The sequence below is a fragment of the Rhodococcus sp. GA1 genome (assembly GCF_024321955.1).
Classification (GTDB): domain Bacteria; phylum Actinomycetota; class Actinomycetes; order Mycobacteriales; family Mycobacteriaceae; genus Rhodococcus; species Rhodococcus pyridinivorans.
Map to the genome: position 1 here is coordinate 4,320,930 of NZ_CP097186.1, position 12,444 is coordinate 4,333,373.

General features: G+C 70.0%; 13 protein-coding genes. 11 read left to right on the plus strand and 2 right to left on the minus strand.

Annotated elements, in window-relative coordinates; genetic code table 11:
• Positions 1-4 precede the first annotated feature (4 nt).
• The 10 genes from M3330_RS20185 (at position 5) to holA (ending at position 10,077) form a co-directional block, all read left to right on the plus strand.
• Positions 5-901 (plus strand): MoxR family ATPase, encoded by an 897-nt coding sequence (locus M3330_RS20185; RefSeq protein ID WP_006554514.1) that lies wholly within the window; start codon positions 5-7, stop codon positions 899-901.
• A gap of 1 nt (position 902) precedes the next feature.
• Positions 903-2,348, plus strand: coding sequence for a VWA domain-containing protein (locus M3330_RS20190; RefSeq protein WP_024101370.1), 1,446 nt, complete (start codon positions 903-905; stop codon positions 2,346-2,348).
• Between the two features lie 70 nt (positions 2,349-2,418).
• On the plus strand, positions 2,419-3,081 hold the full coding sequence (nadD, locus tag M3330_RS20195) for a nicotinate-nucleotide adenylyltransferase (protein WP_019288365.1): 663 nt from the start codon (positions 2,419-2,421) through the stop codon (positions 3,079-3,081).
• Positions 3,078-3,485, plus strand: a complete 408-nt coding sequence (rsfS, locus tag M3330_RS20200) for a ribosome silencing factor (RefSeq protein WP_024101369.1) — start codon at positions 3,078-3,080, stop codon at positions 3,483-3,485. The genes nadD and rsfS overlap by 4 nt, the downstream gene beginning before the upstream one ends.
• Before the next feature lie 89 nt (positions 3,486-3,574).
• On the plus strand, positions 3,575-4,153 hold the full coding sequence (locus M3330_RS20205) for a histidine phosphatase family protein (protein ID WP_230810365.1): 579 nt from the start codon (positions 3,575-3,577) through the stop codon (positions 4,151-4,153).
• On the plus strand, positions 4,140-4,922 hold the full coding sequence (gene octT, locus M3330_RS20210) for a diglucosylglycerate octanoyltransferase (RefSeq protein ID WP_219129232.1): 783 nt from the start codon (positions 4,140-4,142) through the stop codon (positions 4,920-4,922). The genes M3330_RS20205 and octT overlap by 14 nt, the downstream gene beginning before the upstream one ends.
• Before the next feature lie 5 nt (positions 4,923-4,927).
• Complete coding sequence (locus M3330_RS20215; RefSeq protein ID WP_006554508.1) at positions 4,928-5,767, plus strand: DegV family protein; 840 nt, start codon at positions 4,928-4,930, stop codon at positions 5,765-5,767.
• A gap of 145 nt (positions 5,768-5,912) precedes the next feature.
• The gene (locus M3330_RS20220; protein WP_255026131.1) at positions 5,913-6,752 is read left to right on the plus strand and encodes a ComEA family DNA-binding protein; all 840 of its coding nucleotides are present in this window, start codon (positions 5,913-5,915) and stop codon (positions 6,750-6,752) included.
• Positions 6,749-9,109 carry a DNA internalization-related competence protein ComEC/Rec2 gene (locus M3330_RS20225; protein ID WP_255026133.1) on the plus strand — a complete coding sequence of 787 codons (2,361 nt, stop codon included), beginning with the start codon at positions 6,749-6,751 and terminating at the stop codon, positions 9,107-9,109. The genes M3330_RS20220 and M3330_RS20225 overlap by 4 nt, the downstream gene beginning before the upstream one ends.
• Positions 9,106-10,077: a DNA polymerase III subunit delta gene (holA, locus tag M3330_RS20230; protein ID WP_138843690.1), complete on the plus strand. Its 972-nt coding sequence runs from the start codon at positions 9,106-9,108 to the stop codon at positions 10,075-10,077. Before M3330_RS20225 ends, holA begins: the two co-directional genes overlap by 4 nt.
• Positions 10,078-10,243: 166 nt before the next feature.
• Here the strand turns inward: holA and rpsT are convergent, their stop codons facing one another.
• Positions 10,244-10,504, minus strand: coding sequence for a 30S ribosomal protein S20 (gene rpsT / locus M3330_RS20235; protein ID WP_006554505.1), 261 nt, complete (start codon positions 10,502-10,504; stop codon positions 10,244-10,246).
• Between the two features lie 363 nt (positions 10,505-10,867).
• Between rpsT and M3330_RS20240 the strand changes: the two genes are divergently transcribed.
• Complete coding sequence (locus M3330_RS20240) at positions 10,868-11,689, plus strand: aquaporin (RefSeq protein ID WP_006554504.1); 822 nt, start codon at positions 10,868-10,870, stop codon at positions 11,687-11,689.
• Between the two features lie 27 nt (positions 11,690-11,716).
• On the opposite strand, the gene M3330_RS20245 is transcribed toward M3330_RS20240, so the two are convergent.
• The gene (locus tag M3330_RS20245) at positions 11,717-12,385 is read right to left on the minus strand and encodes a type II toxin-antitoxin system PemK/MazF family toxin (RefSeq protein WP_019288360.1); all 669 of its coding nucleotides are present in this window, start codon (positions 12,383-12,385) and stop codon (positions 11,717-11,719) included.
• Between the last annotated feature and the right edge of the window lie 59 nt (positions 12,386-12,444).

The window sequence follows — 12,444 nt, forward strand, 5'->3', positions numbered from 1 at the left end:
CAGCGTGGATCGTGCGCTGCCCACCACCCCGCCGATCTTCGCGGACGTCCAGGACGTCGTCGATCGTCTGGCCGGTACCGGTTATCTCGCCGACAAGTCCACCGCGACCGCGGTGTTCCTCGCCGATCGCCTCGGCAAGCCGTTGCTGATCGAGGGACCCGCGGGCGTGGGCAAGACCGAACTTGCCCGCGCCGTCGCCGAGACCTCCGAGGCCGAACTCGTGCGCCTGCAGTGCTACGAGGGCGTCGACGAGTCCCGCGCGCTGTACGAGTGGAACCACGCCAAGCAGATCCTGCGCATCCAGTCGGCAGGGGCGACCGCCGCGGCGGGCGAGTCGTGGGACCGCACCAAGGAAGACGTCTTCTCCGAGGAGTTCCTGCTGTCGCGGCCGCTGCTCACCGCGATCCGCCGCGAGGATCCGACCGTGCTGCTCGTCGACGAGGTCGACAAGGCCGACGTGGAGATCGAAGGCCTGCTGCTCGAGGTGCTCAGTGACTTCGCGGTCACGGTGCCCGAACTCGGCACCATCCGGGCCACCCGCAAGCCGTTCGCGGTGCTCACCTCGAACGCCACCCGCGAGTTGTCCGAAGCGCTCAAGCGCCGGTGCCTGTTCCTGCACCTGGACTTCCCCGACGCCGACCTCGAACGACGCATCCTCGCCAGCCGGGTCCCCGATCTGCCCGACGCGCTCGCCGACCAACTCGTACGCACGGTCCGCGTGCTCCGCGGCATGCAACTCAAGAAGGTGCCGTCGGTGGCCGAGACGATCGACTGGGGTCGCACCCTGCTCGCACTAGGACTCGACACCCTCGACGACACCGCGCTGCGCAGCACGCTCGGCGTGATCCTCAAGCACCAGTCCGACCAGATCCGCGCTGCCGCCGAGCTCCGGTTGAACTGATATGGCCGCCGCGCACCTTCCCGGATCCGAGGCGCCCCCGGCACCCCACGGACTGCCCGGGCACCTGGTCGGATTCGTCGAGGCGCTGCGCCGCCGCGGCATCGCGGTCGGGCCGTCCGAGACGGTCGACGCCGGACGGGTCATGACGGTGCTCGATCTCCTCGATCGGGAGGCCCTCCGCGAAGGCCTCGCGTGCACCCTGCTCCGCCGGTCCACACACCGGCCGACCTTCGACGCCCTGTTCGACCTGTGGTTCCCGCCCGCGATCGGACGCCGCGAGGCCACCGACCCTCAGGCGAGCATCCCACGCACCCCCACGGGGGAGGTCGACTTCGAGGCCCTACGCGATCTCATCGCCGAGCTGCTGTCCGACGAGTCGCCGGAGGCACTCGAGGCCTCCGAGATGCTCGTCTCCGCCATCGTCGAGGAACTCGGCCAGTATGCGTCGTCGAACGGCCCGTCCTTCTCGGCCTATCAGGCGCTTCGCGACGTCTCCCCGGACACCCTGCTCACGAAGATCCTCGAGGGACTGCTCGGCAACAGCACCCGCGAGGAACGCGACGACGCCGCCTACGAGAGCGAGGTCGCGCGGCGCACCGCCGCCCAGCGCATCGCCGATTTCCGGGCGATGGTCGAACGGGAGACCCGGCGACGCACCGCCGAGCAGCTCGGCCGCGAACGCGTCGAGAAGTACGGGGTGCCCAAGCTTGCCGAGGAGGTCGACTTCCTGCGCGCGTCCGACGCGGAACTCGTCGCCCTGCGCCGCAGCGTCATGCCGCTCGCGCGTCTGCTCGCGAGCCGTCTCGCGGCGCGCCGCCGGCGCGCTCGTGCCGGCGCCATCGACCTGCGGCGCACACTGCGCAAGTCCATGTCGACCGGTGGCGTGCCCATCGACCTGGTCAACCGCAAGCCCCGTCCGGCGCGTCCCGAACTCGTCGTGCTCTGCGACGTCTCCGGCTCCGTCGCCGGCTTCTCGCACTTCACGTTGCTGCTCGTGCACGCCCTACGCGAACAGTTCTCCCGCGTGCGCGTGTTCGCGTTCATCGACACCGCCGACGAGGTCACCCATCATTTCGCCGCAGGGTCCGATCTGGGCGAGTCCATGTCGCGGATGCTGAAGGAAGCGGAGCTGATCACCTACGACGGTCACTCCGACTACGGACACGCCCTCGGCGGCTTCGCCGAGAACCACGCCCACGCCCTCACCAGCCGCAGCTCGCTGCTGATCCTCGGCGACGGCCGCACGAACTACCGCAATCCGAACCTCGAAGTCCTCGAACATCTCGTGTCCGTCGCACGGCACGCGCACTGGCTCAATCCCGAGCCGAAGGGACAATGGGGTTCGGGGGATTCGGCCGCCAGGGTCTACAGCGAGGTCGTCACGATGCACGAGTGCCGGTCGGCGCAGCAGCTCGCAACGGTGGTGGCGAGTCTGCTCCCCGTGTGAACCCGTAAGCTGGACAACCGTGCATCAGCCAACGGATCGGCCCTCGGCCCCCAGGCGCCGCCTGGGCGTCATGGGTGGAACGTTCGACCCGATCCACCACGGACACCTCGTGGCGGCCAGCGAGGTCGCCGCGAGCTTCGACCTGGACGAAGTGATCTTCGTGCCCACCGGGCAACCCTGGCAGAAGACCGGACGCGACGTCAGCCCCGCCGAGGACCGTTACCTGATGACGGTGATCGCGACCGCATCCAACCCGCGGTTCTCCGTCAGCCGCGTCGACATCGATCGACGCAAACCCACCTACACCGTCGACACCCTGCGCGATCTCAGCGAGCAGTATCCCGACGCGGATCTGTACTTCATCACCGGCGCGGACGCACTGGGATCGATCCTGTCCTGGCAGGACTGGCAGACCCTGTTCGACCTCGCCCGCTTCGTCGGGGTGTCCCGGCCCGGATACGACCTTCACGCCGAACACCTGGCACCGCATCTGGACGAACTCCCGGCCGAGGCGGTGAGCCTGGTGGAGATCCCGGCACTGGCGATCTCCTCCACGGACTGCCGCAGGAGGGCCCGCGAGAACCGTCCCGTCTGGTATCTGGTCCCCGACGGAGTGGTGCAGTACATCAGCAAACGCCGGCTCTACCGCACGAATACGCACCCCGACGGAGATCCCGTCCCGGTGTTCGACGGAAACACCCCCGGCACCATCGAGAGAAAGAGCACGCAGTGAGCGCAACGGCAGAAGCCACGGAGATGGCCCGAATCGCAGCCCTGGCCGCCGACGAGAAACTCGCCACCGACGTCGTGGTTCTCGACGTGTCCGAGCAACTGGTGATCACCGATTGCTTCGTCATCGCGTCCGCACCCAACGAGCGTCAGGTCAACGCCATCGTCGACAACGTCGAGGAGAAGCTGCGCGAGGCCGGCCACAAGCCCGTCCGCCGCGAGGGCACCCGCGAGGGACGGTGGACGTTGCTCGACTACGTCGACGTCGTGGTGCACATCCAGCACGAGGACGAGCGCAACTTCTATGCCCTCGACCGCCTGTGGAAGGACTGCCCGACCATCGAGGTCGATGGTGTGGGTGGCCCCCGTTCGGCGATCGACGCCGCCGACTCGCCGGAGGACGTGTGAGTCGTCCGGAGGAGGGTTCGCAGAGCCCGCGGGTGCGGCAGCTGGTGCTGCTGCGCCACGGCCAGACCGAGTACAACGCCACGCGGCGGATGCAGGGCCAGCTCGACACCGACCTCTCCGAGCTCGGCCGGCAGCAGGCGCTCGCCGTCGCCGACGCGATCGCCCGGTTCGATCCGCTCGCCGTCGTCTCGTCCGATCTGCGCCGCGCCTACGACACGGCGACCGCGCTCGGCGATCGCATCGGGCTGCCGGTCGCGATCGACACGCGGCTGCGCGAGACGCATCTCGGCGAATGGCAGGGCCTGACCCACACCGAGGTCGACGCCGTGGCCCCGGGCGCGCGCAGCGCGTGGCGCGCCGACGCGACCTGGGCACCGCCGGGAGGCGAGAACCGGATCGACGTCGCGCGGCGCAGCATGGCCGTCGTCGGCGAACTGCTCGACAAGTACGAGGACTGGAGCGATCGGCCCATCGTGCTGGTCGCACACGGGGGTCTGATAGCCGCGCTCACCGCCGCCCTGCTCGACCTGCCCGTCGATCGGTGGTCCGTCCTCGGCGGTCTCGGGAACACCGGATGGGTGCAGCTCAGCGGATACGGCGAGGTGCCGTCCTGGCGCCTCGACGTCTGGAACGCGTCGGCCACGGTGGCGCCCGATGACGTCCTCTGAACCCACGCCGATCGGAACCGACGCCGCCCCGCAGCGCCCGGTCCTGCTGGTGATCGGTGACTCCCTGAGCTACTACGGCCCGAAGGGCGGCCTGCCCGCCGACCATCCGCAGATCTGGCCCAACCTGGTCGCGGCCGAACTCGGATGGGACGTCGAGCTCGTCGCTCGGATCGGGTGGACCACACGCGACGCGTGGTGGGCCATGACCCAGGACCCGCGGGTGTGGGCCGCGATCCCGCACGCCGGAGCCGTCGTCCTGGCCGTGGGCGGGATGGACACCCTCCCGTCCCCGCTGCCCACCGCACTGCGGGAGGGCCTGCGCTACATCCGCCCGCCGGCCCTGCGTCGCGCGGCGCGTAGCGCCTACGGGTGGTTGCAGCCGCGACTGTCACCGCTCGGGCGACCGGTGGCGCTCCCACCCCGGGTCAGCGTCGAGTACCTCGAAACGATCAGGGACGCATTGGCATACATGCGCCCCGATCTGCCCGTCATCGGCACCATGCCGTCGGTGCACCGCAGCGAGCAGTACCGGTCGGTGCATGCCGGCCGGCTCCCCGCGGCACGCGCGATCACCCGCTGGGCGGCCGAGAAGTCGGTTCCCCTCGTCGATCTCGCCGAAGCGGTGCGGGAGAACGTCTTCTCCGACGACGCCAATCCCGACGGGATCCACTGGGGTTGGGAAGGACACCGCCGTGTCGCCGCCGCTGTCGGCGACGCGGTCCGGATCGTGCATCGGGATGCGGAAGTCCCGGTGGAGGGCCTACGGTAGGCGTCGTGTCCGTCGTCGTCGTCACAGATTCGTCGAGTTGTATCGACCCTGAACTGGTCCGTCGGTACGACATCCGTGTTGTGCCACTGCACATCATCGCGGGCGGACGCGACCTCCGCGAGGGCGTCGACGAGTTACCGGAGGACCTGTCGACCGTGACGACCTCCGGTCCGTCTCCCGCAGAACTGACCGACGCCTATACCGAGGCGCTCGAGGACAGTGGAGGAGACGGCGTCGTAGCCGTGCACCTCTCGCGGGTGCTGTCCGGGACATGGGACGCAGCTCGGCACGCCGCCGAATCGCTGGGCGACCGGATCCGGCTCGTCGATTCGCGGAACACCGCCATGGGTTCGGGTTTCGCCGTCCTCGAAGCGGTGCGCGCCGCACGGGCCGGAGAAGACCTGGCCCGGGTGTACGAGCGGGCCGTGGAGGTCGCGGCGTCCGCCCGGACCCTGCTCGTCGTCGACCGGCTCGACCACCTCCGTCGCGGTGGCCGGATCGGCACGGCCACAGCGCTGTTGGGTACCGCGCTCGCGATGAAGCCCGTGCTGCACATCTCCGACGGCAAGCTCGTCCTGCGGGAGAAGACCCGCACGATGACCAAGGCGATGGCCAAGCTCGTCGACGGAGCCGCGACCGATGTGGGCGACGAACCGCTCGTCGCGGTGCACCACCGCGGGGCACCCGAGCGGGCGCGCAGCCTCGTCGATCAGCTCGCACAGCGCCTTCCGGAAGGCACCGAGATCGTCGTGTCCGAACTCGACGCGGTTCTCGGCGCGCACGTCGGGCCGGGTGCGGTCGGTGTGGTCGTCGCCTCCGCGGCGACCGGTGTCTCCGAGGACTGACCACCTACACCACCTCCCGGCCCGGATGATGCCGGTGGAGGCCCCATCCGGGCATTCATCCACAGGGGTGCGGGTCATCCACAACCCAGGCCGAATCGGCGCCGACACCGAATCCGGCGGTCGCGGCCGCGGTTAGCGTCGCGGCATGGCGAGCAGTGACCACCGTGATCTCGCGCGCACCCGCCTCGGCGCGATCACGCGTTCCTCGGCGATGCCCGCGGAACCGCCCTGGACCGACGACAGGTCGGCTAACGACCACCCCTGGGCGGATCCGGACGACGGCGACGAACCCCTCCACAGCGGTCCCGGCCGGGAACGATTCGTCGATCGGCTGACCGCAGCGCGATGGGACACCGGACGACGGGGAACCGCTGCACTCGCCGCGATCGGAGTACTCGCCGCCGCAGTGGCACTCGTCGTCGTGTGGCGCGACCGGCCGGTCCCCGAACCGGTACCGCCGCTGCCGAGAGTCGAAGTCGTGGACACGGCAGAGCCGTCCGCCGCGAGGGAGACGGACACGGCACAACCGGATTCCGCCGATTTCGTCGTCAGCGTCGTGGGTGCGGTGATACGCCCCGGGCTCGTGCGGCTGCCGGCGGGATCCCGTGTGGCCGACGCGCTCGACGCTGCCGGTGGTGCCGTCGACGGCGCCGACCTCATCGGCCTGAATCTGGCCCGGCGGGTCGCCGACGGTGATCAGATCGTCGTGGGAATCGCCCCGCCCCAACCTGTTCCGCAGGCCAGTGGAATCGTCGGGGCGCAGACACCGGGCGATGCTCCACCGGAGACAGGCGGACCGGTGGATCTCAACACCGCCGACGAGACCGCGCTCGACGCGCTGCCGGGCGTCGGTCCCGTCACGGCAGCGGCGATCGTCTCGTGGCGCGACACCAACGGACCGTTCACGGACGTCGAACAACTCGGTGAGGTCGACGGGATCGGACCGGCGCGACTCGCGAGGCTGCGTGAACTGGTGACGGTGTGACCGGACGGAACGACGGGTCCGACGCCGCAACGGTTCTCGATGCCCGGTTGGTGCCGTGCGCGCTGGCCGCGTGGGCCGTGACACTTCTCGGGTTGTACACGGGATGGCGGATCGTGATCGTCGTGGCGGTCGCGGCCGTCGTCGGGTGCTCCGTGACGGTCCGTCTCGTCGCGACCGGTCGCATCCCACGCGGAGGTGCGCGGATCCTCCTCGCCGCACTGGCCGTCGTCGCGGGATTCGGACCGGCCGCCGGCCTCCGGATGTGGGCCGCCGACCAGCACCCGATCGCCTCCGCAGCGGAGAAGGGATCCTGGGCCGGCGTCGTCCTCCTCCCCACCGACGACCCGCGGCACATCCGGGCTGCGGCCTTCGACGACACACCCCGGGTACGCATCCCGGCCCGGCTCGAGCACGTGATGGTCGGTGGACGATCCATGGACACCGGGGGATCGGTGGTGGTGTTCGCACCGGCCGACTCGTGGGGAGATCTCCTGCCCGGGCAGTCGGTCACCGCGCGTGTGCGGGCGGCGCCGCACACCGGGCCGGGCACCACGGTGGCGGTGCTCCACGCGGAGAACGCACCCACGGTCGTCGGCCCGCCACCGGTGTGGCAGCGATGGGCTGGCACGGTACGCGACCGGCTCGCGCAGGTGGGTTCCGCGGTGCTTCCCGCCGATCGGGCCGGCCTGCTGCCCGGTCTCGTGGTGGGCGACACCACGGCGCTGACCGACGAGGTGCGGGAGGACTTCCGGGTGGCCGGACTGACGCATTTGACGGCCGTGTCCGGAGCCAACGTCAGCATCGTCCTCGGAGCGGTACTGCTCCTCGTGCGCGCGGTAGGACTCGGACCGCGTTCCGGGACCATCCTCGCCGCGACGGCTCTCGTCGCCTTCGTCGTCGTGGTCCGTCCGTCGGCGAGTGTGGTGCGCGCGGCCGCGATGGGATCGATCGGGTTGCTGGCATTCGTGACGGGTCGTGAGCGACAGGCACTTCCCGCCCTGTGCACCGCGGTGGGCGTACTGCTCGTACTCCTGCCCGACCTCGCCGTCGACGTCGGGTTCGCGCTGTCGGTGTCCGCGACGGCGGCACTGATCGTCGCCGCGCCACCTGTCGTGACCCGGCTCGTGGATCGCGGGTGGCCGCGTCCCATCGCGGAGGTCGCGGCAATGTCGCTGGTCGCGTTCGTAGCGACCGCACCTCTCGTCGCGGCGGTGAGCGGGACCGTGAGTGTCGTGTCGGTCGCGGCCAATGTCCTCGTCGCCCCGGTACTTGCGCCGCTGACGGTCCTAGGTTCGCTGGTCGCGCTGGGCGCCTCCGTCGTCCCGTGGGTTGGGGAGGTGCTCGCGCGCGGCACCGGGCCGTTCCTGTGGTGGCTGATCACGGTGGCCGACCGGGCGGCATCGTTGCCGTCGGCCGAACTCGAGGTGCCGGACGGGCCGGTGGGGGCAGTGGTCGCGGCGGTGCTGGTCGCGGTGGCGTGGTCGGTGGCTCGTCACCGGCGGGTGCGGATCACGGCTCTCGTGATTGCGGTGGCCGTCGCGGCGGTGTGGCTGCCGGTGCGGATGCTGCGACCGGGCTGGCCCGGAGCCGAATGGGTACTCGTCGCATGCGATGTCGGTCAGGGCGATGCGCTGGTGCTGGCGACGGGGGACGGGCGCGCGGTCGTCGTCGACACCGGACCCGAACCGGAACCCGTCGATCGGTGCCTGCGCCGGTTGAGGATTCGCCGTATCGCACTGCTCGTCGTGTCACACCTGCACGCCGACCACGCGGGTGGGATCCGCGGTGTCCTCACCGGGCGCTCGGTCGAGATGGTCGTGGTCGGGCCGGGTGCTGCCGGTGACGACGCGGCGGGTGTGCTCGACGCGGCGACCGGGGTCGGTGTCGTGGTGCGGGAAGCGGGTGCCGGTGCGACCCTGCGTGCGGGCGATCTCGACATCCGGGTGCTGGGCCCGGCCGGGCGACGGACAGGCGGTTCCGAGAACGACAACTCGCTCGTCCTGGCGGTCGACACCGTCGTGGGCCGGGTCCTGTTGCCGGGAGACGCGGAGGAGGCCGCGCTCGACGCACTCGTGCGGTCGGGCACCGACGTGCGTGCGGACGTGTTGAAGGTGCCGCACCACGGCTCGCGCACCACACCCGCACGCTTCCTCACCGCTGTGCGGCCGAGCGTCGCCCTCGTCAGCGCCGGGCGAGACAACCTGTTCGGGCATCCCCATCCCGAGATCGTCTCCACCCTGACCGGAATCGGGGCGCGGGTCCTGCGGACCGACCTGCACGGCGACGTTGCAGTGCTCCGTGCCGCCTCCGGGGCGCTCGCGGTGGTGTCGGACGTGCGTGGCACGATCGAACCGTGAGCGACGCGTCCCTGCATCTGATCCTCGGTGAGGAAGAACTGCTCGTCGACCGTGCCGTCGCGAAGATCGTGTCCGATGTCCGTACGCGCAGCGAAACTCCCGGCGATCTCCCCGTCTCCAGGCTCCGCGCCGGCGACGCGGGCGTACCCGAACTCGCCGAGCTGCTGAGTCCGTCGCTGTTCGCGGAAGAACGCATCGTGATCCTCGAATCCACCGCCGACGCCGGGAAGGACGCCGCGGCGCTGATCCTCGATGTCGCGGGCGATCCGCCTCCGGGCGTGACACTGGTGATCCTCCACAGCGGCGGGGGACGCACCAAGGCGATGGTGCCCGCGCTGCGCAAGCGCGGCGCCGAGGAGCACATGTGTGCCGCTCCCGCGAAGGCGGGGGAGAAGGCGGCGTGGGTGCGGACGTTCGTCCACAAGGAGTTCCAGGCTGCGGGGGTGCGAGTCTCGGGCGATGTCGAACAGCTCGTCATCGAGGCGGTGGGTTCCGACCTGCGCGAACTCGCTGCGGCGTGCAGCCAGCTCGTGGCCGACACCGGCGGCAAGATCGATGCTGCGGCCGTGCGACGCTACTACTCGGGCAAGGCCGAGGTGTCGGGATTCGACGTAGCCGAGAAGGCCGTGGCCGGCGATACGGCCGGTGCGCTCGAAGCGCTACGGTGGGCGATGCACCGCGGTGTCGCCCACGTGCTGCTCGCCGATGCTCTCGCCGACGCCGTGCACACGATCGCCCGGGTCGGCTCGGCCGGTCGCGGCGACCCGTTCTCCCTCGCGTCGTCGCTGGGTATGCCGCCGTGGAAGGTGAAGAAGGCGCAGGCGCAGGCGCGCACGTGGGCGCCGGCGTCGATCGGGACCGCACTCACGGTGGTCGCTGCGCTCAACGCCGACGTCAAGGGAGCCGCGGCCGATCCGGACTACGCCCTCGAGCACGCCGTGCGGGTCATCTCCGAGCTGGTGGCCTGAGGCTTCTCCGCCGTGCCCGTGCCCGTGCCCGTGCCCGTGCTCGTGCCCGCGGCCGATTCCGGGCGGGCGGCATCATTTCTGTCGTTCAACGCCACGAAGGCCGTCCCCGGCAGGGGGACGGCCTTCGTGAAGCAGAGCCTGCGTCTACTACCTCGGAGCGATGAACTCAGAGCTTGTTGGCAAGCTTCGCGAGAGCAGACTTCTTGTTGGCAGCCTGGTTGGGGTGGATGACACCCTTGCTGGCAGCCTTGTCGAGCTGACGGCTCGTGGCGACGAGGAGCTCGTTGACCTTGTCCTTGTCGCCAGCGGCCGCAGCCTCGCGGAACGAACGGATCGCCGTACGAAGCGACGACTTCACCGACTGATTCCGGAGTCGGTTGCGCTCGTTGGTGCGAATCCGCTTCACCTGGGACTTGATGTTGGCCACGCGTAAAATCCTGTCGTCTTGCTGGTAGCTGGTAGGAAAGCTCTGGGTGCATCTGAGCACCGATGGACAAGGTTACCAAGAACGGATCGCAAAGCCCAAACCGGCGGTCGAATCACCCTTCTCACCGGCCTGATCGTTTCGGCCAGGACTACGCGCACCTGACTGTTGTTGTTGCGTGCCGCCGCGGGAGGGCATCTACATGGGCGGACACGCCACGGTGCACGATGTCGTTGTCGAGGTCACGGCGCATGCGTAATCTCCCTCACAGCGCGAACGACGAGTTCGCGGCTGCGGTGCATCGACTCGAAGTGTTCTACCACCAGGTTCCGCCTGCGAGCGGGACCACGAACATCGAGGTGACCCATGGAACCCCCACGCGATCCCGAGTCCCGAATCGACGAAGATCTCGCACGCCAGACCTCCCTGGAAATCAGAGACCCCGGTGAGTTCTCCGACCTGCGGAAGTACGTGGCGGAGGCGATCGGAACCTTCCTCCTGGTGTTCTCCGCGGTGGGTACCGCGGTGTTCGCCGGAACCTATGTCGGTCAGCTCGGCGTCGCACTGGCGTTCGGCCTGACCCTGCTGTTCCTCGTGTACACCATCGGCCCGATCTCCGGGTGTCACGTGAACCCGGCGGTGACGCTCGGGCAGCTCATCGTCGGTCACGTGACGCCGGTGCGCGCCGTGGGTTACTGGATCGCGCAGGTCGTCGGCGGTCTGGTCGCCGGTCTGACGCTCTACGCGGTGGCGTCGTCGTTGCCGAGCTACGACCGTGCCGCCGACGGCCTCGGGGCGAACGGCTGGGGCGCGCACAGCCCCTCGGCGGTGCACGGTCCGCTCGGCGGCGTGCTCGAGAACGGCTACGGCATCGGCGCGATGATCGTCGTCGAGGTCCTGCTCACGGCCGTGCTCGTCTTCGTGGTGCTGGGTGCGACCGATCAGGTGGCCGACGCGCCGATCGCCGGCATCGCCATCGGCTTCACTCTCGCGGTGATCCACCTGATCTCGATCCCGATCGACAACACGTCGGTCAATCCCGCCCGTAGCCTCGCCGTCGCCTTCTACCAGGACGGTGCGCTCGGGCAGCTGTGGGCATTCATCGTGTTCCCGCTCATCGGCGGAGCGCTCGGAGCGCTCGTCTACACCTTCCTCTTCGGGCGGCGGTACGGGCTCCGGGCCTCCTGAGGGCCTGCGGTCAGGGCGCGGCCCGATTCAGCTCCAGCCGAAATCGGTACGGAGCCGGGTCGCGACCTGATCGAATCGTGCGCGGGGGAGGATCGCGCCTTCGCGGCGGATGCCGTCCTCGGGGACGTCGAGCACGCGATCGAGGCGCACCCAGCTCGGGCGGTTCTCCGCGTCCCACGGTCCGGAGCCGATTCCGAGCCAGTCGCGGTGACCGTCGCGGTCGGAGTTCGACGAGAGCATCAGCCCGAGCAGCGTCCTGTCGTCGCGGCCCACGACGAGCACCGGGCGGTCCTTGCCCTCCGTCGGATCTTCTTCATAGGCCACCCAGGTCCACACGATCTCGCCCGGATCGGCGCGACCGTCGAGGTCGGGGGAGTACTCGAGGCGGCGGGCACGCTGCGCCGTGGGCGTGGTGCGCGACGCCACCGGGCGACCGGGGGCCGGACGCTTCGTGCCGGACTGGGTCTTCGCGGCACCTGGCTTCGGCGCCGTGGTCCCGGACGCGCCGGGCTTCGGTGCCGCAGTGGTACCGCTCCCCGAGGTTCCGCTCGCTGCGCCGGTCCGGCCGGCCGCGTTCAACGCGGCGCGCGCCTTGTCGAGCGCCCCGGACTGCTGCAACTGCTGGTAGATCTTCGGACCCTGGTCGACGGCGAGACGCCCCAGCTGCCTGCCCAACTTCTTCCATGTACCGGCCACGGGAACCGAGCTTAACCGGACCTGACCCGGGCGAAATCCCGGCCGTCGCCCGACTTGGA